19 protein-coding genes are annotated in these 23,820 nt (G+C 65.7%); 11 read left to right on the forward strand and 8 right to left on the reverse strand.

Annotated elements, in window-relative coordinates; all coding sequences use genetic code 11:
- Nucleotides 1–24 precede the first annotated feature (24 nt).
- On the forward strand, nucleotides 25–705 hold the full coding sequence (gene aat / locus B5V03_RS25295) for a leucyl/phenylalanyl-tRNA--protein transferase (protein ID WP_129273097.1): 681 nt from the start codon (nucleotides 25–27) through the stop codon (nucleotides 703–705).
- Between the two features lie 3 nt (nucleotides 706–708).
- Here aat and B5V03_RS25300 read toward each other — a convergent pair whose 3' ends face one another.
- Nucleotides 709–1,749 carry a DUF2155 domain-containing protein gene (locus B5V03_RS25300; RefSeq protein WP_164988273.1) on the reverse strand — a complete coding sequence of 347 codons (1,041 nt, stop codon included), beginning with the start codon at nucleotides 1,747–1,749 and terminating at the stop codon, nucleotides 709–711.
- A 205-nt stretch (nucleotides 1,750–1,954) separates the two neighbouring features.
- Between B5V03_RS25300 and B5V03_RS25305 the strand changes: the two genes are divergently transcribed.
- Both B5V03_RS25305 and B5V03_RS25310 read left to right on the forward strand, forming a co-directional pair.
- Nucleotides 1,955–2,902 (forward strand): alpha/beta hydrolase, encoded by a 948-nt coding sequence (locus B5V03_RS25305; protein WP_129273099.1) that lies wholly within the window; start codon nucleotides 1,955–1,957, stop codon nucleotides 2,900–2,902.
- A 27-nt stretch (nucleotides 2,903–2,929) separates the two neighbouring features.
- Entirely contained in the window at nucleotides 2,930–3,928 is a 999-nt protein-coding gene (locus B5V03_RS25310; protein ID WP_129273100.1) for a Na+-dependent transporter, read from the forward strand.
- Here the strand turns inward: B5V03_RS25310 and B5V03_RS25315 are convergent.
- Nucleotides 3,925–4,863, reverse strand: a complete 939-nt coding sequence (locus tag B5V03_RS25315; RefSeq protein WP_129273101.1) for a GlxA family transcriptional regulator — start codon at nucleotides 4,861–4,863, stop codon at nucleotides 3,925–3,927. The two genes, B5V03_RS25310 and B5V03_RS25315, sit on opposite strands and share 4 nt — an antisense overlap.
- 105 nt (nucleotides 4,864–4,968) lie before the next feature.
- Between B5V03_RS25315 and B5V03_RS25320 the strand changes: the two genes are divergently transcribed.
- Nucleotides 4,969–5,655, forward strand: a complete 687-nt coding sequence (locus tag B5V03_RS25320) for a DJ-1/PfpI family protein (RefSeq protein ID WP_129273102.1) — start codon at nucleotides 4,969–4,971, stop codon at nucleotides 5,653–5,655.
- Nucleotides 5,656–6,075: 420 nt separating this feature from the next.
- On the forward strand, nucleotides 6,076–6,729 hold the full coding sequence (locus tag B5V03_RS25330) for a glutathione S-transferase family protein (protein WP_129273104.1): 654 nt from the start codon (nucleotides 6,076–6,078) through the stop codon (nucleotides 6,727–6,729).
- A gap of 346 nt (nucleotides 6,730–7,075) precedes the next feature.
- Here B5V03_RS25330 and B5V03_RS25335 read toward each other — a convergent pair whose 3' ends face one another.
- Nucleotides 7,076–7,483: an NADH:ubiquinone oxidoreductase subunit NDUFA12 gene (locus B5V03_RS25335; protein ID WP_028148726.1), complete on the reverse strand. Its 408-nt coding sequence runs from the start codon at nucleotides 7,481–7,483 to the stop codon at nucleotides 7,076–7,078.
- A 245-nt stretch (nucleotides 7,484–7,728) separates the two neighbouring features.
- Here B5V03_RS25335 and B5V03_RS25340 point away from each other — a divergent pair, with 245 nt between their 5' ends.
- Nucleotides 7,729–8,364: a BA14K family protein gene (locus tag B5V03_RS25340; protein ID WP_129273105.1), complete on the forward strand. Its 636-nt coding sequence runs from the start codon at nucleotides 7,729–7,731 to the stop codon at nucleotides 8,362–8,364.
- Nucleotides 8,365–8,410: 46 nt separating this feature from the next.
- Here B5V03_RS25340 and B5V03_RS25345 read toward each other — a convergent pair whose 3' ends face one another.
- From B5V03_RS25345 to B5V03_RS25360, 4 genes are all read right to left on the reverse strand, one after another.
- Nucleotides 8,411–8,659: a hypothetical protein gene (locus B5V03_RS25345; protein WP_129273106.1), complete on the reverse strand. Its 249-nt coding sequence runs from the start codon at nucleotides 8,657–8,659 to the stop codon at nucleotides 8,411–8,413.
- Nucleotides 8,659–8,958, reverse strand: coding sequence for a hypothetical protein (locus B5V03_RS25350; RefSeq protein WP_206736192.1), 300 nt, complete (start codon nucleotides 8,956–8,958; stop codon nucleotides 8,659–8,661). The genes B5V03_RS25345 and B5V03_RS25350 overlap by 1 nt, the downstream gene beginning before the upstream one ends.
- Before the next feature lie 101 nt (nucleotides 8,959–9,059).
- Complete coding sequence (locus tag B5V03_RS25355) at nucleotides 9,060–10,199, reverse strand: helix-turn-helix transcriptional regulator (RefSeq protein ID WP_129273107.1); 1,140 nt, start codon at nucleotides 10,197–10,199, stop codon at nucleotides 9,060–9,062.
- A 200-nt stretch (nucleotides 10,200–10,399) separates the two neighbouring features.
- Entirely contained in the window at nucleotides 10,400–10,666 is a 267-nt protein-coding gene (locus B5V03_RS25360; protein WP_129273108.1) for a hypothetical protein, read from the reverse strand.
- Between the two features lie 397 nt (nucleotides 10,667–11,063).
- Between B5V03_RS25360 and B5V03_RS25365 the strand changes: the two genes are divergently transcribed.
- The 4 genes from B5V03_RS25365 (at nucleotide 11,064) to B5V03_RS25380 (ending at nucleotide 18,145) form a co-directional block, all read left to right on the forward strand.
- Nucleotides 11,064–13,889, forward strand: coding sequence for an autotransporter outer membrane beta-barrel domain-containing protein (locus B5V03_RS25365; RefSeq protein ID WP_245502341.1), 2,826 nt, complete (start codon nucleotides 11,064–11,066; stop codon nucleotides 13,887–13,889).
- Nucleotides 13,890–14,051: 162 nt separating this feature from the next.
- Nucleotides 14,052–15,197 (forward strand): helix-turn-helix transcriptional regulator, encoded by a 1,146-nt coding sequence (locus B5V03_RS25370; protein WP_164988274.1) that lies wholly within the window; start codon nucleotides 14,052–14,054, stop codon nucleotides 15,195–15,197.
- A 279-nt stretch (nucleotides 15,198–15,476) separates the two neighbouring features.
- Complete coding sequence (locus B5V03_RS25375; protein WP_129273111.1) at nucleotides 15,477–15,899, forward strand: response regulator; 423 nt, start codon at nucleotides 15,477–15,479, stop codon at nucleotides 15,897–15,899.
- Nucleotides 15,896–18,145, forward strand: coding sequence for a CHASE3 domain-containing protein (locus B5V03_RS25380; protein WP_129273112.1), 2,250 nt, complete (start codon nucleotides 15,896–15,898; stop codon nucleotides 18,143–18,145). The genes B5V03_RS25375 and B5V03_RS25380 overlap by 4 nt, the downstream gene beginning before the upstream one ends.
- Here the strand turns inward: B5V03_RS25380 and B5V03_RS25385 are convergent.
- The gene (locus B5V03_RS25385) at nucleotides 18,142–19,038 is read right to left on the reverse strand and encodes a DMT family transporter (protein ID WP_129273113.1); all 897 of its coding nucleotides are present in this window, start codon (nucleotides 19,036–19,038) and stop codon (nucleotides 18,142–18,144) included. The genes B5V03_RS25380 and B5V03_RS25385 overlap by 4 nt on opposite strands.
- Before the next feature lie 758 nt (nucleotides 19,039–19,796).
- Here B5V03_RS25385 and B5V03_RS25390 point away from each other — a divergent pair.
- Nucleotides 19,797–23,564, forward strand: a complete 3,768-nt coding sequence (locus tag B5V03_RS25390; protein WP_129273114.1) for a vitamin B12-dependent ribonucleotide reductase — start codon at nucleotides 19,797–19,799, stop codon at nucleotides 23,562–23,564.
- The last annotated feature ends 256 nt before the right edge of the window (nucleotides 23,565–23,820 follow it).

Consider the following 23,820-nt stretch of genomic DNA (forward strand, 5'->3'; position numbering starts at 1 on the left):
TCGCAATCCTGCTATTGTCGCGCCATGACTTCGCGCGACTCCGCCTCGTCTGAAATCACGCCCGCCGTGCTGCTGCGCGCCTATGCCTGCGGCATCTTTCCGATGGCCGAGAGCGCCGACGATCCGACCCTGTTCTGGGTCGAGCCGGAATTGCGCGGCGTCATCCCGCTCGAGGGATTTCGCGTCGCCTCGCGCCTCGCGCGCACCGTGCGCTCGGATAATTTTCGCGTCACCGTCAATACCGCGTTCAAGGCGACGATCGCGGGCTGCGCCGCGCCGCAGGAAGGGCGCGAGGACACCTGGATCAACAAGCGCATCCGCGATCTCTATGGCGGCCTCTACGAGCTCGGCCATTGCCACAGCGTCGAGGCCTGGCAGGGCGACGACCTCGTCGGCGGTCTCTACGGCGTCAGCCTCGGGCGCGCCTTCTTCGGTGAGAGCATGTTTCACACCGCGCGCGATGCCTCGAAGGTGGCGCTGGTGCATCTGGTGGCGCGGCTGATCCATGGCGGCTTCGAGCTGCTCGACACGCAATATGTCACCGAGCATCTGAAGAGCTTTGGTGCGGTCGAGATTTCGCGACGGCGCTACACCGCTCTGCTCGACAAGGCGCTCGCCGGTGATCCCGGCGATTTCTTGAGGCTCTCGCCCGGCGACGCAATCCCTGGCGCACGCGCGCTCGAGATCATCGCCTCACGGCAATAGGGCCTAGCGGCCGAACCCGGGGAAACCGAACAGGCCCCGTTGCTCCTGTGGCTGCGGGGGTGGCGGCGCCGGTTGCTGCTGCTGGATCGGCGGCAAGGGCTGCGGCGGACGCTGCTGCACGGCCTGTTTTGGCGCGGCCTTCTTCTGCGCGGGCGGCGGCGGTGGCGTAGCCGGCTTGCTCGCGGGATCGGGTGCCGCGGTCGCGATGGTCTGCTGCGGCTCTTTGCAGTCGGTGAGCCAGATATCGTAGATCGGGTGCTCGACGCCGTGCAGGCCGGGGCTTGCCGCGTACATCCAGCCCGAGAAGATGCGCTTCACCTCGCCCTGCAAGGTGATCTCGTCGACTTCGACGAAGGCATCGGTGTTGGTGGCTTCCGTCGCTGGCCGCGTATAGCAGGCGTCGGTCTTGACCCTGAGCGCGCCGAACTGGACGGTCTCGCCGATCTCCTCGTCGAAATTGATGATGCGCCCGGTGATCTTGTCCAGGCCCGAGAAAGTCGCCTTCTTGTTCACGATCTTCTGGGCCGGCGGTTCGGTCACGACCTCATCGCCCGGCTGGAGGCTCGCCGGCGCCTGCGGCACGGGACCGCCCTTCTGCAGGGGCTGACGCTGACCGGGCGCACCCGGCGGCGCGGCGCCCGGCGCGTTGGGCGGCGCGACTGCAACGGCCGGCGGCTGGTTGGGCGGCGCGGCGGCGGAGCCCGGCGGCGGCGCCAGAGGCTGGCTCTCGACCGGCCCCGGCATCACGTTACCCTGCCGTCCCTGAGGCGGCGGCATCGGGCGCGAGGGCAGCACGCGGCCTTGCGGCGGCAGCTCGGGGACCTCTTCATCGTCGTCGGGAATCTGCTGCGGCTGCGGCTGGCCACGCGGAATGCTGCCGGGCGGCCGCAGCGGCGGCGGATCGGAAAAGATCGTGCCGATCTGCGCCTGAGCCGGCGTCGCAGCCGTCAGTGCGGTGGCGGCCAAAAGGGCCGCAAGACCTGTCAGGGTAAAGGTTCGAAACATCTCGCGCGGCTTCAACAGCGAATCGGGCTTGCTGGACATTTTACAGTGGATACCGCCGCTCGCAGGCCATCCGGTTAACACGACGAATACGGCGGGGAAAGGGCGCCATTCCCTGCCCGTCCCCGCCCGGTCTGGCCAGATTGGCCCCCTGATGGGATAGTCGGAAGCCCCTTCCCCGGGTCAAGCCGGTGCCGCCCCCGCAAACGACGTCCAACGATAACTGGAAACCCAGAGGTCGCTTCCCATGCCCGTTGTGCTCGATCCCGACGCTGCCGCCGTCTACAAGGCCTTTCAGGAGGCCGGTCGCCCTGCTTACGAGACCCTGACCGCGCCGGAAGCGCGCGCCTATTACGCGCAGGCGCGCTTTGTGACCAACCCCGAGCCGCCGGAACTGGCACGCGTCGCGCCGCTGGCGATCCCGGCGCCGCATGGAGCGATCCCAGCGCGCATCTACGTTCCGAAGGAGCCGCGCCGGCACGACGGCCTGTCGCCGGCACTGGTGTTCTTCCATGGCGGCGGCTGGGTCATCGGTGATCTCGATTCCCATGATGTGGTCTGCCGCCAGCTCGCGGTCGAGGGCGCGCTGATCGTGATCTCGGTCGATTATCGCCTCGCCCCCGAGCACAAGTTTCCCGCCGCAGTCGATGATGCGATTGCCGCGACCCAATGGATCGCTGCGAACGCCCGCGAGCTCGGCATCGACGCCTCGCGCCTCTCGATCGGCGGCGACAGCGCCGGCGGCAATCTCGCGGCCGTCGTCGCGCTCGCCGCGCGCAACGCTGGCGGCCCCGCGATCTCCGGCCAGGTGCTGATCTACCCCGCGACCGATTTCGCCACGACGCACGGCTCGCACAGCGAGCCCGAGACCAGCGTGCTGCTGACACATTCGGTGATCCCCTGGTTCCGCGATCATTACCTCAACGGCGCCGCCGACATCCACGACTGGCGCGCCTCGCCGGCGCGCGCGAAAAGCCTGGCCGGCCTGCCGCCGGCCTATGTGCTCACCGCCGGCGCCGATCCCCTGCGCGACGAAGGCGATGAATATGCCGCGCGCCTGAAGCAGGCCGGCGTGAGCGTGGCTACCAAGCACTATCCCGGCCAGTTCCACGGCTTCTTCACCATGGGCAAGCTGTTGCAACAGGCCAATGTCGCCGTGGGCGAGATCGGCGCGTGGTTGAAGGGATTGGGTTAGTCCAGTAGCCCGACCACGCCGATCAAGATGCCTTCCATCCTCAAAATCCTCCTCACCCTTCCCCTGCGCGCCCTCACATGGCTCGGCGGCCAGGGCACGCGCGCGGTGGCGGCGATCGCGTTCATCGCGGTTGCAGTGCCGCCGCTCGGCGCGCTGCTGCGCCCCTACGTCACCGAGGCGATCCTTGGCCTGCTCTGCATCTCCTTCATGCGGGTCGATCTCGTCGCGCTTCTTGGCCACCTCCGCCGTCCCGCGCTGATCGCCAGCGCAACGGTCTGGACCACGATCGCCGTGCCGCTGATCGTCGGGCTGCTCGCCCATGCAACCGGGCTCGACAAAAGCTCGCCCGGCCTCTTCCTCGCATTGATGCTCCAGGGCATGGCCTCGCCGATGATGGCCGCCCCTGCGCTCGCAGCACTGATCGGCCTCGATGCCACGCTGCCGCTGGTCACGCTGGTGACCGCAACTGCGCTGGTGCCCTTCACGGCCTCGCTGTTCGCAAGCCTGTTTCTCGGCGGCATGCTCGGCATCTCGCCGCTCGCGCTCGGCGCAAAGCTGCTCGCCATCCTCGCGGTCTCGCTGATTGGCGCAACCGCGATCCGCTGGATCTTCGGCGCGGAAGCGATCCAGCGCCACAAGCGCCCGATCGACGGCTTCACCATCCTCATCCTGCTGGTGTTCGCCTCCGCCGTGATGGGCGACGTCGCGCACGACTTCGTCGCCGATCCCGTTTTCACGATCGGCGTCGTGCTGCTCGCCTTCGCGGTCTATTTCACCCTGCTCACTGTGACGACGCTGATCTTCCGCCGCGCCGGTTACGAGCGCGCCTTCGCGGTCGGGCTGATGGTATCACAGCGCAATCTCGGCCTGATGCTGGCCGCGACCGCCGGCGCGCTGCCGCCGACGACATGGCTCTACTTTGCCGTCACGCAGTTTCCGATTCATCTTGCGCCGTATCTGTTGACGCCGATCGCACGGCGATTGACGGCGCGCGCGCAAGCCAGCACGGTCGCCGAACCGACCTAGCCCGCCCGCGCCGCGCGCCGCAGCGCCTGCGGGGGCTGGCCGAAGGCGCGGATGAAGGCGCGCCGCATCCGTTCGGGATCGCGGAATCCGGTCGTTTCCGCGACGAGCTCGATCGCCTCGCGCGAGGACTGCACGCGCTCGCGCGCGACCTCGAGCCGCAGCCGCTCGATCGCCTTGGACGGCGTCGTCCCGGTCTCGGCGGCGAAGGCGCGGGCAAAATGCCGCGCGCTCATGCCCGCGCGATCGGCGAGATCCTCCACCGTCAGCGGTGCGTCGAGATTTTCGCGCGCCCAGGACAGCAGCGCGCCGAAGCGACCGTTCGGCGTCTTCAATTCGAGCAGCGAAGAAAATTGCGACTGGCCGCCGCTGCGGCGGTGGTAGAGCACGAGCTGGCGCGCCGTCTGTTGCGCGATCTCCTCGCCATGGTCCTCGGTGACCATCGCCAGCGCGAGGTCGATGCCCGCCGTGATGCCCGCGGAGGTCCAGACATTGCCGTCCCGGGTAAAAATCTGGTCCGGCTCGAACTTCACCTTGGGATAGCGCGCGACAAACTCCCGCGTCCGCCCCCAATGCGTGGTGGCGCGGCGGCCGTCGAGCAATCCTGCTTCGGCGAGCACATAGGCGCCCGAGCAGACGCTCGCGACCCGCACGCCGCGCTTCGCCAGCCGCTGCACGAAGGCGCGCGTGACCTCGCAGCGCGCGGCGTCGGCAACGCCGGCACCGCCGGCGATGACCAGCGTCGTCAGCGCATTCACCGATTTGAAATCACGCGCCATCATCTCGACGCCCGACGAGCTCCGCACCAGCCCCGCCTTCGCCGCCAGCACCCGGAGCGCAAGCGGCCTGTCGCCGGCACGTGCCGCGATCTCGAACACCGAGATTGGACCGGCCGCGTCGAGCAGCTGGAAATCCGGGAAGATCAGAATGCCGATCATGGGTCACGTCCTCATGAGATGTCCGAAAGTGAGGGAATTACGCCATTTTGGACAGAAGGGCATCATGCCAGTTTGTCGGCGTCAAGCTCTTCATTGGAGGTTCTCATGCCGGCGCCGCTCCAGATCGGACTTTTGGTGTTTCCCCGCGTCACCCAGCTCGACTTCACCGGCCCGTTGCAGGTGTTCTCGATGCTTCCCGACGCAAAACTGCACCTGATCTGGAAGCGGATCGAACCGGTACCGAGCGATTCCGTGATGGCACTGACGCCGACCACGACGTTTGCCGACTGCCCGCAGCTCGACGTGATCTGCGTGCCCGGTGGCGGCGGCACCAACGACCTGCTCAACGACGAGGAGGTGCTTGATTTCCTGCGCAAGCAGGCCGAAGGCGCCAAATACGTCACCTCGGTCTGCACGGGGTCGCTGGCGCTCGGCGCCGCCGGCCTGTTGAAAGGCTATCGCGCCGCCACCCATTGGAGCGCGATGGAGATGCTCGGCCAGTTCGGCGCGACGCCGACCAAGACCCGCGTCTGCGTCGACCGCAACCGCATCACCGGCGGCGGCGTCACCGCAGGCATCGACTTCGCGCTGACCCTGGTGTCGATCCTGCGCGACCGCACCACGGCGGAAGCGATCCAGCTCCAGATGGAGTACAACCCCGCCCCCCCGTTCAACGCGGGCTCGCCCGACACCGCGCCGGCCGAAGTGCTGGCCTTGCTGAGAGAACGTGGCGCAGCAAATCAGGCGCGGCGGCTCGAGGCAGTGAAGCGCGCGGCCGAGCGGGTGAACTAGCCTCCCCTCTCGTGTCCCGGACGCGATGCGGCGTGCAACGCTGCTGCGCAGAGCCGGGACCCAGGAAGCCACACGCATCGCTGCTGCATGGGCCCCGACTCTGCAGCGCACCACATCGTGCTGCGCAGCGTCCGCGGCACGCGACAGAAGTTTGGCGCACAGTTGCATCAACACCGTCATTGCGAGCGCAGCGAAGCAATCCAGACTGTCACCGCGGAAAGACTCTGGATTGCTTCGCTGCGCTTGCAATGACGGAGTGTGGAGCAGCGGCATTCGCTCCCGCCCGTGTCCCGGACGCGGCACTCGTGTCCTGGCGCTGCACTGCTGACATGACGCTGTCAGGAGCCTGTCGCGACAATCCGGATCGCGACTAACATCGACGGATGATTGCCAGTCGCGTGCGCACGGGAGGACCTGACCATGGCGCGATACCGGCTGCACTGCGTCGGAGCTTCGGGCAATTCGTTCAAGGTCGCCCTATTCCTCAACTGCGCCGGGCTCGACTGGGAGCCGGTCGGCGTCGACTTCGCCGGCGGTGAGACCCGCACCCCTGACTGGCGGGCCGCGACCAATGTCATGGGCGAAGTGCCCGTGCTCGAGGCCGATGGCCGGCAGATGAGTCAATCCGGTGCGATCCTGCTGTGGCTCGCCGAAACCCACGGTATGTTCGGCCCGACCCGCGGGGAGATATTCGAGACGCGGCGGTGGCTGCTGTTCGACAACCACAAATTCACGGGGAATTTTGCGCAGCACCGGTTTCAGCGTTGCTTCATGCCGGAGCCCGCCCATCCAGCTGTGCTCGCTTATCTGCGCGCGCGGACCGAAAGCGCCTTCGCGATCGTCGACAGGCACCTCGCCAACCGCCGCTTCATGCTGGGGGACCGGCCGACGATCGTGGATTTCTCGATGCTCGGCTATCTCTACTATCCAGCCGAAGAGACGGGTTTCAATCTTGCCACGGCGTTCCCGGCCATCGATGCCTGGCGCCGGCGCGTCGCCGCACTACCGGGATGGAAGCCGCCCTACGAGATGATGCCGCTCGGCAACTCACCGCCGCTCCACCTCTATCTCTGAGGCGGAGCAGAGCGACAGATCAAAGAAAAAGGCCGCCCGGTTTCCCAAGCGGCCTTTCCTGTCTTACGGCGGCTGCACATTTCATCGGGCGATTTCGGAGCTTCCAGACCGGGGGCCTATCTCCCGATCGAGTCCTGGTCGGCGGCCGCTGCATTTCGGGACAGTCGCGAACTGTTGCCCGAACCGAACGCGATGGTCTCCCATCTCCGTAAGATGTGACCATAGAGCCGCATCGCCCGCGCCGGCGCAACGCCCGCGCAAGCGTCATCCCCGCTGATCCCGTTGTCCACAGCGGCGTGAGGCGGATGCGGATGCATCCAGTCGAAGGAAGAAGAAGCGCGGTCGGCTAGCCAGGCGTCCAGGGCTGGTAGTCGCCGGTCGCCTTGGGGCGCTTGCCGCTGGCCAGCGTCGAGCCCGAGGGGCGGTAGGCGTTGGGCGTGCCGGTCGGGTTCGGCTGGTGCGGCTTCTGCCATTCGCGCGGCTGGTAGTTCTCTTCCGTCGGCGGCACATCGACCACATGATGCATCCAGCCGTGCCAACCCGTCGGTATGCGGCTCGCCTCGGCATAGCCGTTATAGATCACCCAGCGCCGCTCAAAGCCGAGCGTCGGATCGATCGCCCCGCCGCGGGTGCGATAGTAGCGGTTGCCCTGCTCGTCTTGGCCGACCAGCTCGCCGTAGCGCTTGGTCCAGAGCTGGGTGCCAAACGTCTGGCCACTCCACCAGGTGAAGAACTTCAGAAAGAACTGTTTCATGCGGCAAGGGCCCTGCTTCGTCGGGTCCTGATGCCATCCGGGCGGCGAAATGTCCAGTTCGGCGGGCGCGGCCGTACCCCACGCAAATGTGTGCTCCGTCGCAGACAGCGCCGCAAATCGGGCGCGATCCGTTCATGCCGGGTACAGCCACCGCGTGGAAATCTCCGCTCACGCGCGCACAGCCGCGTGAACCCAGGAACCGCGGCCCTTTCAAGGGGTTTGCTTCCGGGAAAAGGAGTTTGAACATGAACAATCTGAGAATTTTCAGCGCCGCTGCAGCATTGGCACTGATTCTTCCGCTGGCGACGCCGAGCTTCGCGCAGGGCCGTGGTGGACACGGCGGCGGTGGTGGCGGCGCCCATTTTGGTGGTGGTGGCGGCGGCGCGCACTTCGGCGGTGGCGGTGCTCATTTCGGCGGTGGCGGCGGCCCGCGCATGGGCGGCGGCAGCTTTGGTGGCGGCCCGCGGATCGGTGGCGGTGGCGGTGGCGCCAATTTCGCCGCCGGCGCGGCAGTCCGCCCGAGCGGCGGAGCGAACTTTGGCGGCGGTGGCCGTAACTTCGCGGCAGCCGGCAATCACTGGAACGGCGGCGGCGGAAACTGGCACGGTGGCGGCTGGCGTCGTCACGGTGGCGGCTTCTGGCCCGGCGTCGCGGCGGGTGCTGCGATCGGTGGCCTCGGCTCCTACGCCTACTATGGTGGCGGGTACTACAACGACCCCTACTATTATGGCGACGACAGCTACTATGACGAGCCGTCGGTTGCCGTGGTGCCCGACAGTGGCGGCGACTCGTCGGCCTACTGCGCGCAAAGGTACCGGTCCTACGATCCGGCCTCCGGCACCTATCTCGGCTATGACGGTCTGCGCCATCCCTGCCCGTAAGGTGGGCTGACCGATCGACGCAGCGATCCACGGGCGGGGCCGGGAATCACCGGCCCCGCCCGCACGTTTTGGCGAGCCGCTCGAAATTTTCCAGCTTGCGATAGAGCTCCAGCCAGCGCCGCTCGCACGCCGTCAGCGGCTCGCCCTCGAACGACCAGGCCGGACACCCCGTCTCGTCGAGCGGTGCGGTGGCGTCGAGCCTTTCGAACTCCGCAACTTCGTCCGGCGTCGGACGAATGGCGGACGATGCATCCAGGCCTGTCGGGCGGCCGGCCCCGCGCGATATCAAACGCATCAGGTGACCTCCGATCGGCGCGGCAGATAGCGGCTCGGACCGGCCACGTCCGGACGCGGATCGCCGCTGCGCCGGTCGTCTGTGCCCTCGCGCCACGCGCCGATCAGCCTGACGACGTTGACCGGAATGAGCGCGCCATGAAGGATGGCGATCGGCGCGAGATGAAGCGCGAAGGCGTAAGTGAGAAACGCGACGTTGCTGCACAGCGCGACCAGCCGCAACGGGACCATGCGGCGCATATAGAAGGTCAGGAACACCAGCGAGGAGGCGATGTATCCGGCCACTTCGACCCACCGCACGGCAGACCTCATTGCAATTGCATCCGGCAGCATCGGGCTTGCCTTGATGCGACATTTAACGGACCGGCACATCGGCCGTCATCACCCGGCCGGGTGATGCATCACGATCCGCGATCGGTCTCCCCGATCCGCACGCTTCCGATTGCCGTGATCAGCCCGGCGAGCTCGGCCTGGCGGCCGGTCGCGGTTTTGGCGAAGACGCGACGCAGATGCGTCTTGATGGTGTTGGGCGACAGCTTCAGCGACTGCGCGGTCTCCAGGACCGTGTTGCCGGACGACGCCGCGAGCGCCACCCGCGCCTCGGCGTGAGTGAGCCCATAGGCATCCATGATCTGTCCGAGCGGGATCGATCGCCGGTTGGCGGGATCGACCACGAACAGCAGCACCGCCGCGTCCTTCACACCTGCGTCTGACAGCCGCCCGAGATCCTTGCTGCGGATGGCAGAGACCAGAATGGTCAGGAGCCGGCCGTCGGGATTGCGCGGCAGGCTCATGGTGCCGCCGGCCCCTCCCTGGAGCGCGGCGCGGATCAGCTCGTTGAGGCGCTGCGAATGCACCGGCGAATAGGTCGCCATCGACTGGTGCAGGCGCAGCGATCCCTCCTCTGCCATGCGGCGCGCCGCCGCGTTGGCGAACAGCACCAGCGCCTTGCGGTCGAGGACGACGACGCCGTCGGCGAGGCGGTCCAGGACGTTGAATGCTGCTTGCTGCATGGCCAAATAGCCGTCGATCCGAAATCCAAGCGTCACCGATCGGCACAGATGCGGTGACAACCATTCCATAAGCCGCTGCTCATCGGGACCGAACGGCCCCCGCTGCGCGGTGCGGCACATGCTGAAGGCGGCGCGGAAGTCATCCCGTTTGGCCAGCGACAGCATTCCGTTGTGCGCCACGCCCTGCGGCCGCAGCACCTCGTCGTAGAATGACGTCGAACGGAGATCGTCCAGTTCGATGATGCTGTCGGACACCACCAACCGCCCGACCGGCTGGCCCATCATGTGTCGCGACCACGGATTCAGCATGTGCCGTTCCCGATAGGCGCGGTTGCACTCCTCGCTGAGGCGACCATTGAAATCGAAATAGACACGCTCGGCCGAAAAGGATTGGCCATGCATGATGCCGCCCTCGCTGCCCGTCAGGTCGGCGATCGCCGTAAGCACCTGCGGCCACAAATCGTTGTCGGCCGCGGCGTCATAAACCAGGTCGAGAACCTTCTCGATCTTGTCGCTGGAGAAATTCATCACACGTCCTCGCCCAGTTGCTCAACGACAACCGGTTGTTGATGCAATCTCAGGAGGTAACATGATGATATCGTGACTTTCGCCTTGACGCCTCACCCAGTCGGGTGATGAGCCGCTTCGATCCCGCTTTCGCTCTCCTTTCAACTTCACGATCGCGTGGGCGCCCACAACACGGGCGTGATGCCCATCGCCTGTGCAGATCAATTAAGATAACGGCGCTTGGATTTTCCGCCGGGAATTTGCGACGTCGGCAAATCGCTGGCCGCATCGATGCCGACCGGATGACTTTGATCCGCCACCGTCACGCTCCTGTCGTGAATCCAGAAGCCGACGAACAGGACAGCAAGTACGATCGCATAGGCCACGTATGAACGGCGCGCCCATCGCCGATATGTCGCGCGATCTTCCTCGCTCAGCTCCTGCACATCCGTCGCCGAACGCAACCCATGAAGCGCGAGTTTGGTCATTCTCGGACCTCCTGCGTGAGCCGATACGTCAATACGCATCGGCCCGGAGCGAGATCTCCGGCCAGCCCGACCGGGATCACGGTTCGGAAATACGTCAAGGCGAGATCGCGCGTCATCATCCGCCTGGGTGAGGCGCGCGTGAGGTGATGTGATTTCTCACTTTGCCGCGGCTCTCGTGCCCACAACCACGGCACGAAGACAACTTCTGATGGTTTTCGAACGACGGCTCCTCGCGCGCAAGGAGAGTGTGCCCTGCGCGCCACGGTTGCCGCGGAAGTCGCGTCGCCTCACCCGGGTGGGCGACGCGACGACCCCACGCGTTCGGTATTCACATCCGGACACGCCTTGGCACGAGTCGAAACAAACTGAGCCTGCGTGCAGGGAACTGGGAATAACAATGCAGCAATCGGTCGGTACCGTCGGACACAGGCCCCCTAAACGCCGAAGCTCCGGCGGCCATGGCTCCGAACTGAGGCGCATCCTCATCGGCAGCATTGCCGGCTCCGTGACGATGTCGGCAGCGATGCTGGCGAGCGAACCGGGATGGGCCGCCTGCTCGCCGGCGTCCGCCAACAATGTGACGGCCACTTGTACCGGCACCACTGTCAACCAGGGCGCGGGCGCGCCGGGAACAAGCGCCGGCACCGACGGCTATGGCGTAGGTGCCGAAACCGGCATCACCGTCAACGTCACCGACGGTGCGACAGTCAGCGGAACTGGAGGCGTATTCCCGACGGGAATCCTGATTTCGACGGGAACCATCAACAACGGCGTCGGCTCGACTGTGATCGGCTCGCGGACCGGAATCAACTTCAACTCGGCCACACTCACCAACTTCGGCGCCATCACCGGCACCAGCCAGACAGGGATTCTCGTCGACGTTGGCGCGACCATTACGAACCAGGCAAGCGGCACGATTACCGGCGGCCAATATGCAATCGGGGGCGGCACCGGAACAACCAGCGTTGCAAATTACGGCACCATCACCGGGCTCACGGCTTGGGGCATTAGCGGTAACACCGTCACAGTCACCAATTATGCTGGCGCGAGCATCACCGGTCCAGGCTCGGGGATCTCGGGCTTCGATACCGCGTCCGTCAACAACTCCGGGACTATTACAGGCAACTTGGCGTTCGGCGGCGTCGGCGTCTTAGGCAACAACGGCGTAACCGTCACCAACAATACCGGCGGCAGCATTACCGGCGGTCTTTATGGTATCTATACCAACGGCACCGGCGCGGTCTCTAATGCCGGTACAATCACAGGCGCGAGCAGGGCCATCGTCTTCGGCAACGGCAACTCGTCCGTCTTCAACGCCGGCACCATCAGCGTGACGAGCAGCTTCGATGCCATCGTGTTCAGCGGCAGCGGCAACACGCTCACACTCGCGCCCGGGTCGAGTATTACGGGCAACGCGGTCGGCACCGGCAACGACACCTTCCAGCTTGGCGGCAGCGGCGCCGCAAGCTTCGACGCGTCCCGGCTTGGCCCGGCGCAATATGCCGGTTTCGGCACGTTCAACAAGGTCGGCGATTCCACCTGGACCGTGACCGGATCGAGCGTCTTCACCGGAGCGATCAACGTTAATGCCGGCAGGCTGCTCGTCAACGGCGACATCACCGGCGCCGGCACCACCACGGTCAATCCAGGTGGCACGCTGGGCGGCACCGGCACGGTCAACCACGTGATCGTCAACGGCGGTGCGCTCGCGCCCGGCAACGGCATCGGCACGTTGACGGTCTGGCACGGGCTCACCTTCACCGCCGCCTCGACCTACATGATCGAGGTCTCCCCCTCGAGCGCTGATCGTACCAACGTCTTGGGGACGGCAACGCTTGGAGGCGCCACGGTGCAGGCCAGCTTCGCGCCGGGAACCTACGTTGCAAAGCAATACACGATCATGAACGCCAGCCTCGGCGTGAGCGGCACGTTCGGCTCGCTCGTCAACACTGGCCTGCCGCTCAATTTCAGCTCGAGCCTGAGCTACGATGCCAACAACGTCTATCTCAACCTGACGCTGAGCTACGCGATCCCCGGCGGTCTGAATGCCAACCAGCAGAACGTGGGCAATGCGCTCACGAACTTCTTCAATGCCAATGGCAGCATCCCCGCTGTCTACGGTGCGCTGACCCCAGCCGGCCTGACCCAGGCCTCGGGCGAGACCGCCACCGGCAGCCAGCAGGCGACGTTCAACGCAACGACCCAGTTCATGGGCGTGCTGACCGGTCCCTTCATTGCCGGACGCGGCGAACCGGTGACGTCGGCTGGTCCGTCCTCTTACGCGGCTGGCGATGCGGGGCGCGGCGCATCGCGGCCAGAACGGGACGCCTATGCCGCGATGTTCGCGAAGGCGCCGGTCGCACAGGCCTACGATCCCCGCTGGAGCGTGTGGACCGCGGGCTTCGGCGGATCGCAGACGACGGATGGCAACGGCGCAACCGGGAGCAACAACACGACGAGCAGCTTGGCCGGCGTCGCCGTCGGCGCCGACTATCGCTTCTCGCCCGATACGGTCGCGGGCTTCGCGCTCGCCGGCGGCGGAACGAGTTTTTCCGTCGACAACAGCGGTTATGGCCGCTCCGACCTGTTCCAGGCGGGCGCGTTCGTACGCCACAGATCGGGCCCCGCCTATATTTCCGCGGCGCTGGCCTATGGCTTCCAGGACATCACCACCGATCGCATCGTGACCATCGCCGGCGTCGACCGCTTGCATGCCGCGTTGAACGCGAATGCCTATTCGGGCCGCGTCGAAGGCGGCTATCGCTTCCTGACGCCGTGGCTCGGCGGCCTCGGCGTCACCCCCTATGCCGCAGGTCAGTTCACGACGTTCGACCTCCCGGCGTATGCCGAAACCGCCCTGGTCGGCACGCCGGCCTTTGCACTCGCCTATGGCGCGAAGAGCGTCACCGACACGCGCAGCGAGCTTGGCGTCCGCGGCGACAAATCCTACGCCCTGGCCAACGCGATGCTGACACTGCGCGGACGGGTCGCCTGGGCGCATGATTACAACACCGGCCGCTCGGCTGCCGCGACGTTCCAGGCACTGCCGGGTGCGAGCTTCGTCGTCAACGGCGCGGCTCAGCCGCACGATTCCGCATTGACCAGCGCATCGGCCGAAATTCGATGGATGAATGGCTGGTCCGCCGCCGCCGCGTTCGAAGGCGAATTCGCCGACACGGTACGCAGCTACGCGGGCAAGGGCTCCGTGCGCTACTCCTGGTAGTAGACCGCCCACGCCGATGCGATGGACGACCCGGCACACACGCGTCATGGAACCGGACGCTCCCTCGCGAAGCGGACACGCGCTGCAAATTTCAGCAACGAACTGTCACCTGCCCGGGTTACGCTTTGGATTGAGCGCGCAATTTTTGCGGAGCGTCAATCCTTGCAAGCCGAGTTGCTCGATCTGATCTACGGCGCGGTCGCCGCTCCCGAGCGTTGGGAGGAAGTGCTGGTCGGCGTGTCCGATCATCTGGGCGCGCTCGGCGGCATGCTTGCCTATGTGCCGCCGCGCGGGAGCAATCTGCCTCCGACCCAAATTCTCGGCCGCCTGCCGGAGGAGCCGTCCGCGATCTTCCGCAAGCATTACGCGTGGAATCCCTGGACCGTCGCGGTCACCAAAGTCCCATTCGGCAAGGCGGTCAGCGCCAACTCGCTCGTCGAGCCAGGTTCGATTCGAAAGACCGCGTTCTATGCCGACGTACTGGCCCCCTGGGGTCATGAGGACATCCTGGATATCAACTACAAGGGCTTCGCCGTCCACGGCAGCGTCGGCGGTTTTGGATTTTGCCTCTCGGAACGCGGCACCGACCAAGCGGAACAACGCGTTCGCTTGCTCGACCGGCTGAGCCCGCATCTCTGCCGGGCCCTCGATGCCTCGCTCCTGCTCGGCAGCCGTGCGGACGGGCAGCGGCAATTGTCGGCCGTCCTTGATCTGATGCCGAACGCCGCGGTGCTGCTCGATCGTCGCGGCCGCATCACGCAGACCAACAGGGCTGCCGACGAATTGCTGCGTGGATCGGACGGCATCGCCTTCGATGCCGACGGAAGCCTCCAGCTCGTCTCCGCCTTGCCCGGCGAACGGCATACGCTGTCACGCGCGCTGAAGGATGCGCTTGTCGTCGCCTCCGGCCTCGGCACATTTCTCTCCGAGCCTGTGCGCGTCAGCCGCCCTTCCGGCGTGGCGCCGCTGCTGGTGGTTGCCGTGCCGCTGCCGCGACCGTCCTTTCCGTTCCTGGAGCTGGCCATGCAGGCCCGCGTGCTGGTCGTGATCGTCGATCCAACGGCACAGTCGCGCGCGACGATCGCGGCCATGCGGGCCGCCTACGGCCTCACCGCAGCGGAGGCCCGCGTCGCGCTTCTGCTGGCGAGCGGCGTGGCCGGCGCGCAGATGCCTGCCATGCTCGGCGTCACGCCTGCGACGATCAAGACGCATCTGCGTCGCTGCTTCGAGAAGACCGGCACCCATTCGCAGGTCGAATTGTCGCGTCTGTTCGCGATGTTTCCGCCGACCGATCTCGCGGGCGGATGAATTTTGGCGGCCGCCCGCTTCCATGATTGAGGGACCACGGCAGCTTTCGCTGGCCGCTCCGGTTCGTTCAACCTTTCATCGAAAGCCGACGAAATTCACCCGCTTCATGACATTGATGCAGTGGCCAGGCAGCTATGGCGTTGGGCTGCTCCTTGGCGGGAACCCGCGCATCGCTATGCACCGCGCCGTGCATATCTACCACGATCCAATCCCAAATTGACCGATCCCGCGATTCGCCTATATCACCGGTATGGGGACTTCGATTTGCTGGGAAATGTCATGCCGCGCATCCTCGTGGTAGACGACGATCCGATGGTCGGCGCGACCATCGAGGTCCTCCTCCAACGTCAGGGCTTCGACGTCACGCTGGCCGATGGCGGTGAAACAGGGCTGGCTGCGCTGGAAGCGCAGACGTTTGATGTGATGCTGGTCGATATCTTCATGCCGCATATGCGCGGCTTCGAATCCATCCGCATCTTTCACGAGCGGGCCCCCGCGATTCCGCTGATCGCGATGTCCGGCTATGCCTTCGCCTCGTCCGCCTCGCCCACCCCCGATTTCCTGCGCATGGCACTGGAGCTCGGTGCGGCGCGCTGCCTGCGCAAGCCGTTCACGCCGGACGCGCTGCTGACCACCATCCGGGAATGTCTCGCCGATGCGGGCGGGAACGCACAGCCGAAGGACAAGAAAGAAGCCCCTTGATCCCAACGCAGCGCGTCATTCTCGGTGCTGGACTTGCCATCCTCCTGATCATCACCGCAGCCTCGATCGGCCTCGACGTCAAGTCGCGGTCGGATACGGCCTGGGTCAATCACACCGTCCAGGTGCAGAAGAAGATCTCCGATCTGCGCGTCTTGTTGCGCCGCGCCGAGAGCGCTGCGCGCGGCTACGAGATCTATCGCAGCCAGGGCTTCAACGACGAGTTCCAGGCGGTCCGCGCCCAGATCTCGCCTGCCCTCGCCGACCTCAAGCGCGGCGTGCGCGACAATCCCGATCAGGTCGCGCTGCTGGAGGGCACCGAGCCGCTGGCGCTGCGCCGGGTCGAGGTCGCCGCCGAGGCAATGCGCCTGCGCGCTGCAAACGACCAGGCCGGCATCGCCGCACTCCAGGGCAAGAGCGAGGGCCGCGGCCTGATGGACACGGTGATGGCCAATCTCGACCATTTGAGCGCTGAGGAAGAACGGGTGCTCAACGCGCGCTCGCAGGATTCGCGCCGCACCGGCATCGTGCTGCTCGGCATCGACGTCGCCGGCGCGCTGGTGATCCTGCTGCTGGTGGTGATGGTGATGCGCGAGAGCCAGCGCACCCAGGTCGCGCTGAAGAGCACGCTGCTGGAGACGACGGCGGAGAAGCATCAACTCGAGGCCGCGGTCGCCGAGCGTACCGAGCATCTCGTCACCGCCCATGACGAGCTGCGCCTGTCGGTCAACGTGCTCCAGAGCACGTTCCACAGCATGGCGGAGGCGGTGCTGGTCATCGACGCCGAAGGCACCGTGCTGTTGTCCAATCCGGCCGCCGAGCGCATGCTACTGCATCGCACCGGCATGAACCTCGGCAATCTGCGCGCGCTGTCCGACGTCTATCACGGCGACGGCGTCACACCGCTCAAGCCCGACGAGCTGCCGTCGGCGCGCGTGCTGCGCGGCGAGCAGTTCGAGGCGATGGAGATGATCGTCCGCCCGCATCGCGGCGGCCCGGCGCGCCATCTCATGATCAGCGGGCGGCCGATGCGGGACGGACAAGGCGACGTCTCGGGCGCCGTGCTGGTCTATCACGATGCGACCATTTCGCGCGAGACCGAGCGGCAACTGCACCAGTCGCAGAAGCTGGACGCGATCGGCAAGCTGACCGGCGGCGTCGCGCACGACTTCAACAACATGCTGACCGTCATCTCCGGCAACACCGAGACGCTGGTGGCAAGCCTGAAGCAGCAGCCCGAGCTGCAGCGCGTGGCGCGGCTGATCGACGATGCCGCCGAGCGCTGCGCCGAGCTGATCCAGCACCTGCTCGCCTTTGCGCGCAAGCAGCCGCTCCGGCCGCGCAATGTCGAGATCAACGCGGCGATATCGGATGTCGCAAAACTGCTGCGCCCCACCCTCGGCGAGCAGATCCAGATCGAAACCGTGCTGGAACAGGGACCGATGACGGCGCACATCGATCCGTCCACGCTGACGAATGCCGTGCTCAACATGGCGATCAACGCCCGCGACGCCATGCCGAACGGCGGCAAGCTGCTGCTGGAGACCCACCGCGTCGTGCTGGATGAGGCCTATGCGCGGGCCAATGCGGAGGTACGGCCGGGCCCTTACGTGATGCTCGCGGTCAGCGACACCGGCACCGGCATGCCGCTGGACGTCCAGGAGAAGGCGTTCGAGCCGTTCTTCACCACCAAGGAGGTCGGCAAAGGCAGTGGCCTCGGTCTCTCCATGGTCTACGGCTTCGTCAAGCAGTCCGGCGGCCACATCAAGATCTACAGCGAGGAAGGCCACGGCACCACGATCAAGCTCTATCTGCCGCCGGGCGAAGGCGCGACGGAAGTGGCAGCAAACCTCGCGCCGCAGGCCGAAGGCGGCGCCGAGACCATTTTCGTGGTCGAGGACGATCCGCTGGTGCGCAACTTCGTCACCGCGCAACTCCAGAGCCTCGGCTACAAGACCGTCGCCGCCGCCGACAGCCGCGCCGCGCTGGAATTGATCGAGGCCGGCCAGGCCTTCGACCTCCTCTTCACCGACGTCGTCATCCCCGGCGGCATGAGCGGACGCGAGCTCGCCGACGAAGTGGCCAAGCTGCGGCCCGGCCTCAAGGTGCTCTACACCTCCGGCTACACCGACAACGCCATCGTGCACCACGGCAAGCTCGACGACGGCGTGCTGCTGTTGACCAAGCCGTATCGCCGCAACCAGCTCGCCGAGATGATCAGGAAGGCGCTGGGTGGCGGGACGTCCTAGCGCGTCGCCAGCACCACGGCCGCGAGCGTAAAGACCAGCCCGGCGATCTGCCCCGGTCCGAGCGGCTCGTGCAGCGCCAGCGCCGAGGCGACGACGCCGATCACCGGCACCGCCATCGTCCCGATCGCGGCGACCGAGGCCGGCAGCCGCGCCAGCGCTGCGAACCAGCTGACATAGGCGATGCAGAACTGCACCACGGTCGAATAGACCAGCAGCCACCAGCCGACCGGCGTCACCAAGTCTAGATGCGTGGTCTCGATGCACAGTCCGATGATTGAGATCGGCAGGCAACCGATCCCGATCTGCCAGGCCGCGGCCGTGATCGGCGGCAGGTGGATCGGATATTTCTTCGAGACCACGGTGCCGACGGCAAAGCCGAGCGCGCCGAACAGCGCCATGATGATGCCAGGCGCTTTCTCCGCGCTCGCGGCAATGCCGTTGCCGCCCATGATCGAGGCAAGCCCCGCAAAGGCCATCACCAGCCCCAGCGTGCGCAAGAGCGTCGGCCGCTCGCCCAGCACCGGCCAGGCGATGATCGAGGCCCAGACCGGCATGGTGTAGGCGATCAGCGCCGCCTCGCTCGCCGGCAGCCAGAGCAGCGCCAGGCCCATCAGCACCATCCAGCCGGTGACATTGAGCATCGCGGCCGTGATCAGGCGCGGCCAGATCGCGGGGTCCACCTTGAGGCTCTGCCGTCGCACCACCGCCAGCGCCGCCAGCAGGATCGCGCCCAGCACGCCGGTCACCCCGCGAAGGGTCAGCGGCGGCAGCTCGGCGAGCAGGAATTTCGTGACCGGCCAATTAAAGCCCCAGCCGATCGAGGTGATCGCGAGGAACATCAGGCCGGCCGGGGCGATGCGTGGCCGCAGCACCGGGCGGGTCGAATCAAGCATGTGGGCAGTCCGGCAAAATCGGGGGCAGCTTGGCGCGGATTCGGCTCCCCCACCACCATCTCGGCGGGCATGCCTGCCCTCACCTTCCGTACCCCTACGTGAGTCCCGCCCACACAAGCCCGTTGCCTAAAAATATACCTGCCCTGTGAACAGCGGGGTGAAGGGCCCGAAACACCACGGGGTACAAATTTTTTCGGTTGGGAATCCCTGAGGACTCACTGATACTTGGCTCCACAACAGGCGCGGGCATGCCCCCTGTTATCCCCCGCAATCCACCATATTTAGTATTTGATTCAGGAACTCGCACTAGTTCTTGACGGGCGCAACGGAGAGTCCTAGCTTTCGGTCCGTTCGGCGCGAGTGAGTTTGCGTCCCGCCGGCACTCCCCCAAAGGGTCTCGCAAATTGCCACTCCGCCGGCCAGCCAAAGGTAGCGGGACGAGGGCTTGTCTGCCCGCGATAGCGGACTCCCGGGGCGCCAGAACGGGCCGGCAACAGGTTCGGATGGCAATTGGTTGAAGTGGCGTTGTGGGGCGTTGAACGCATGTCGGGCTCATCCCCTTGGGGGCGGATGGATCTGGACATGCCGGCCGGTCAAGAGGTGCTCGCACCGATCGACCGCCGGGAGAAAAAGGGCCGGGCTCACCGGCTGAACTGCGAAGCCTTAGAGCCACCAGGCCCGACGGGACTCGCGAACCGAAATAACGATCCGGTCGCCTTGCGGAGGCGATCCGGCACAAAATAGGACGGGGCAAGACAATGCGGATCGAGCGGCGCCACACCACCACGGGACAGTCACCTTACGCTGGGATCGAATTCCGGCAGACCACGTCGGAGATCAGGAATCCCGACGGCTCGGTCGTGTTTAAATTGGACGGCGTCGAGGTCCCGACCGAATGGTCGCAGGTCGCCTCCGACGTGCTCGCCCAGAAGTATTTCCGGAAAGCCGGCGTCGCCGCGCGCCTGAAGAAGGTCGAGGAAGAATCTGTCCCCTCCTTCCTGTGGCGCTCCGTGCCCGACACCGAAGCTCTCGCCCTGCTGCCCGAGAAAGAGCGCTATGTCAGCGAGCTCTCGGCAAAGCAGGTGTTCGACCGTCTCGCCGGCTGCTGGACCTATTGGGGCTGGAAGGGCAAGTACTTCTCGTCCGACGAGGACGCGCAGACCTTTTACGACGAGCTTCGCTACATGCTCGCGATGCAGATGGTCGCGCCGAACTCGCCGCAATGGTTCAACACCGGGCTTCACTGGGCCTATGGCATCGACGGCCCCGGCCAGGGCCATTATTACGTCGACCCCTTCACCGGCAAGCTGACCCGGTCAAAATCCTCCTACGAGCATCCGCAGCCGCACGCCTGCTTCATCCAGGGCGTCGGTGACGACCTCGTCAACGAGGGCGGCATCATGGACCTCTGGGTCCGCGAAGCCCGCTTGTTCAAATACGGCTCCGGCACCGGCTCCAACTTCTCGCGTCTGCGCGGCGAAGGCGAACGCCTCTCCGGCGGCGGCCGCTCAAGCGGCCTGATGAGCTTCCTCAAGATCGGCGACCGCGCAGCCGGCGCGATCAAGTCGGGCGGCACCACGCGCCGCGCGGCCAAGATGGTCGTCGTCGACGTCGATCACCCCGATATCGAGACCTATATCGACTGGAAGGTGAAGGAGGAGCAGAAGGTCGCTGCCCTCGTCACGGGATCCAAGATCAACCAGAAGCACCTCAAGGCGGTGCTGAAGGCCTGCGTCAACTGCGAAGGCTCGGGCGACGATTGCTTCGACCCCGAGAAGAACCCTGCCCTCCGCCGCGAGATCAAGCTCGCGCGCCGCTCGCTGGTGCCCGACAACTACATCAAGCGGGTCATCCAGTTCGCCAAGCAGGGCTACAAGGACATCCAGTTCGACGTCTATGACACCGACTGGGATTCGGAAGCCTACCTCACCGTTTCGGGGCAGAACTCCAACAACTCGGTCTCGCTGAAAGACGACTTCCTGCGCGCGGTCGAGACCGATGGCGACTGGAATCTCGTGGGACGCACGACGAAGAAGATCACCAAGACGCTGAAGGCGCGCGACCTCTGGGAAAAAATCGGCTACGCCGCCTGGGCGTCGGCCGACCCGGGCCTGCACTTCAACACCACCATGAACGACTGGCACACCTGCAAGGCGTCCGGCGACATCCGCGCGTCCAATCCGTGCTCGGAATACATGTTCCTGGACGACACCGCGTGCAACCTGGCCTCCGCGAACCTGCTGACGTTCTACAACACCGAGACCAGGCAGTTCGACGTCGCCGGCTACGAGCATCTCTGCCAGCTCTGGACCATCGTGCTCGAAATTTCCGTGATGATGGCGCAGTTCCCGTCGCGCGCGATCGCCGAGCTCTCCTACGAGTTCCGCACGCTCGGCCTCGGCTACGCCAACATCGGCGGCCTCTTGATGACCATGGGTCTGTCCTATGACAGCAAGGAAGGCCGTGCGATCGCCGGCGCGCTGACCGCGATCATGACCGGCATCACCTACAAGACCTCGGCGGAGATGGCCTCCGAGCTCGGCACCTTCCCCGGCTACAAGAAGAACGCCGCGCACATGCTGCGCGTCATCCGCAACCACCGCCGCGCCGCCCATGGCCAGTCCAACGGCTACGAGTCGCTCTCGGTGAACCCGGTGCCGATGGACCTCGTCTCCTGCCCGCAGGCCGACCTCGTCACCCACGCGCAGGCCGCCTGGGATGCGGCGCTCGAGCTCGGCGAGAAGCACGGCTATCGCAACGCCCAGACCACGGTGATCGCGCCGACCGGCACGATCGGCCTGGTCATGGATTGTGACACCACGGGCATCGAGCCCGACTTCGCGCTGGTGAAGTTCAAGAAGCTCGCCGGCGGCGGCTACTTCAAGATCATCAACCGCGCGGTTCCCGCAGCGCTCCGCGCGCTCGGCTATCGCGAGAGCGAGATTGCGGAGATCGAAGCCTACGCCGTCGGCCACGGCTCGCTCTCCAACGCCCCCGGCATCAACGCCTCGACGCTGAAGTCGAAGGGCTTTACGGACGAAGCCATCGCCAAGGTCGAAAAGGCCCTGCCGACCGCCTTCGACATCAAGTTCGCCTTCAACAAGTGGACCTTTGGCGAAGATTTTATTCGCGACCAGTTGGGCATCGGTGCCGAAGCCATTGCGGCTCCGGGCTTCGACCTGCTCCAGGCCGTGGGCTTCACCAAGCGCGAGATCGAGGCGGCCAACGTCCACATCTGCGGCGCGATGACGGTGGAAGGTGCCCCGCACCTCAAGGCCGAACATTACGCCGTGTTCGATTGCGCCAACCCCTGCGGCAAGATCGGCAAGCGTTACCTGTCGGTCGAGAGCCACATCCGCATGATGGCGGCAGCCCAGCCCTTCATCTCGGGTGCGATCTCCAAGACCATCAACATGCCGAACGACGCCACGGTGGAGGACTGCAAGTCCGCCTACATGCTGTCGTGGAAGCTGGCGCTGAAGGCCAACGCGCTCTATCGCGACGGCTCGAAGCTGTCCCAGCCGCTCAACTCGCAGCTCATCAGCGATGATGAGGACGAGGACGATGCGGTCGAGGCTCTCTACGAGAAGCCGATGGCGGCGCGTGCCGCCCAGGTCTCGGAGAAGATCGTCGAGAAGCTGGTCGAGCGCATCATCGTGATGCGCGAGCGCGAGAAGATGCCTGACCGCCGCAAGGGCTACACCCAGAAGGCGGTCGTCGGCGGCCACAAGGTGTACTTGCGCACCGGCGAGTATGACGACGGCCGTCTCGGCGAGATCTTCATCGACATGCACAAGGAAGGCGCAGCGCTGCGCTCCTTCATCAACAATTTTGCGATCGCGGTCTCCCTCGGTCTGCAATACGGCGTGCCGCTCGAGGAATATGTCGATGCCTTCACCTTCACCCGCTTCGAGCCGGCGGGCCCCGTGCAGGGCAACGACAGCATCAAGTACGCGACCTCGATCCTCGACTACGTCTTCCGCGAGCTCGCGGTGAGCTACATGTCGCGCTTCGACCTCGCCCATGTCGACCCGACCGAGTCGAATTTTGACGCGCTCGGAAAGGGTGTGGAAGAAGGCAAGGAGCCGGAGGAGCCGAACCACCAGGCGACCAGGCTGGTCTCGCGCGGCCTCACCCGTTCCCGCACCGACAATCTGTTCGTGATGCGCAGCGGCTCCGCCGCGGTGGTCTCGGGCAACGACAGTGCTCCGACCGGCGGCAGCAAGGTCACGGCGCTGGCCGGGCACGGCGCGAGCGCACGGGTCGGCGATGTCCTGGAAGGCGCGGTCGCGCTGAAGCAGGAAGTGGCCCACGACCTCTCCCCCACGGAGAAGCTCGAAGCTCTCCAGTGGAGCAAGTCGGGCTCCGCCGCGCAGGCGGTGCCCAGCAAGGCCGAGCGCCGCGCCGAAGCCAAGGCCAAGGGCTACGAAGGCGAGATGTGCTCAGAGTGCGGCAACTTCACGCTGGTGCGGAATGGGACGTGCATGAAGTGCGATACTTGCGGCAGCACGACGGGGTGTTCGTGAGGGGGTAGCGAGCTAAGCACGACCAAACCAACGGGAGCGACGCAGCCTGCGTCGCTCCTAGATCTTACAGAACAAATAGGGCACAATCTTTTTTTTAGCTGTCGAGTTGCGTATGTCCGACCTTACAGCCTCCCCAGACAAGGCTCCCATAGTCCGGTCGCAAATCGGACCGCGACCTCGACCCGTCGCGCAAGCGCAGCAAATTGACTATGCATTACACACTCTCGGATGGGCCTCCTTTCAAGACCTCTGCGCG

Origin of the sequence: Bradyrhizobium betae (genome assembly GCF_004123905.1) — a bacterium.
Classification (GTDB): Bacteria; Pseudomonadota; Alphaproteobacteria; order Rhizobiales; family Xanthobacteraceae; genus Bradyrhizobium; species Bradyrhizobium betae_A.

Excerpts from the sequence above, each read along its gene's own strand:
- B5V03_RS25315 (WP_129273101.1), bottom strand. The coding sequence starts at position 4,863 with ATGATCGGCATTCTGATCTTCCCGGATTTCCAGCTGCTCGACGCGGCC.
- B5V03_RS25365 (WP_245502341.1), top strand. The coding sequence starts at position 11,064 with ATGCAGCAATCGGTCGGTACCGTCGGACACAGGCCCCCTAAACGCCGA.
- B5V03_RS25335 (WP_028148726.1), bottom strand. The coding sequence starts at position 7,483 with ATGAAACAGTTCTTTCTGAAGTTCTTCACCTGGTGGAGTGGCCAGACG.
- B5V03_RS25390 (WP_129273114.1), top strand. The coding sequence starts at position 19,797 with ATGCGGATCGAGCGGCGCCACACCACCACGGGACAGTCACCTTACGCT.
- B5V03_RS25355 (WP_129273107.1), bottom strand. The coding sequence starts at position 10,199 with ATGAATTTCTCCAGCGACAAGATCGAGAAGGTTCTCGACCTGGTTTAT.
- B5V03_RS25375 (WP_129273111.1), top strand. The coding sequence starts at position 15,477 with ATGCCGCGCATCCTCGTGGTAGACGACGATCCGATGGTCGGCGCGACC.
- B5V03_RS25385 (WP_129273113.1), bottom strand. The coding sequence starts at position 19,038 with ATGCTTGATTCGACCCGCCCGGTGCTGCGGCCACGCATCGCCCCGGCC.
- B5V03_RS25300 (WP_164988273.1), bottom strand. The coding sequence starts at position 1,749 with ATGTCCAGCAAGCCCGATTCGCTGTTGAAGCCGCGCGAGATGTTTCGA.
- B5V03_RS25305 (WP_129273099.1), top strand. The coding sequence starts at position 1,955 with ATGCCCGTTGTGCTCGATCCCGACGCTGCCGCCGTCTACAAGGCCTTT.
- aat (WP_129273097.1), top strand. The coding sequence starts at position 25 with ATGACTTCGCGCGACTCCGCCTCGTCTGAAATCACGCCCGCCGTGCTG.
- B5V03_RS25330 (WP_129273104.1), top strand. The coding sequence starts at position 6,076 with ATGGCGCGATACCGGCTGCACTGCGTCGGAGCTTCGGGCAATTCGTTC.
- B5V03_RS25340 (WP_129273105.1), top strand. The coding sequence starts at position 7,729 with ATGAACAATCTGAGAATTTTCAGCGCCGCTGCAGCATTGGCACTGATT.
- B5V03_RS25345 (WP_129273106.1), bottom strand. The coding sequence starts at position 8,659 with ATGCGTTTGATATCGCGCGGGGCCGGCCGCCCGACAGGCCTGGATGCA.
- B5V03_RS25310 (WP_129273100.1), top strand. The coding sequence starts at position 2,930 with ATGCCTTCCATCCTCAAAATCCTCCTCACCCTTCCCCTGCGCGCCCTC.
- B5V03_RS25360 (WP_129273108.1), bottom strand. The coding sequence starts at position 10,666 with ATGACCAAACTCGCGCTTCATGGGTTGCGTTCGGCGACGGATGTGCAG.
- B5V03_RS25320 (WP_129273102.1), top strand. The coding sequence starts at position 4,969 with ATGCCGGCGCCGCTCCAGATCGGACTTTTGGTGTTTCCCCGCGTCACC.